We start from the raw sequence: 279 nt of genomic DNA, 5'->3' as shown, positions 1-279 counted from the left end.
AGCCCACCTGGCCGACCTCCGTGGCCGGGTCGGTGTCCTCGTCCGGCACCCGCTCCCGGATGTCGTCCTCCCCGCGGGACAGCGGCATCTCGGACACCCGGGTCGCGGTCGCGGCGTCCCGGTCCAGGGGGCGCAGCTCCCGGCGCACCAGCACGGTGGCGAACGCGGCGGCGACCAGCAGACCGAGCACGGCGACGACGACCTCGACCACGACGTAGTCGACGACGGTGGACGTGATCCCCGCCAGCGGGACGGCGGTGACCGAGGTGCTGCCGTTGT

At 74.6% G+C, this 279-nt stretch carries 1 pseudogene; it reads right to left on the bottom strand.

The features are described from left to right. Window positions 1-279: pseudogene (locus KVT14_RS20360) on the bottom strand (histidine kinase); the annotation flags it as partial.

This window comes from Cellulomonas sp. GbtcB1, assembly GCF_019091725.1.
Classification (GTDB): Bacteria; Actinomycetota; Actinomycetes; order Actinomycetales; family Cellulomonadaceae; genus Cellulomonas.
Note: the sequence above shows the minus strand (reverse complement) of the source record. Positions and strands in the feature narration are given on the sequence as shown.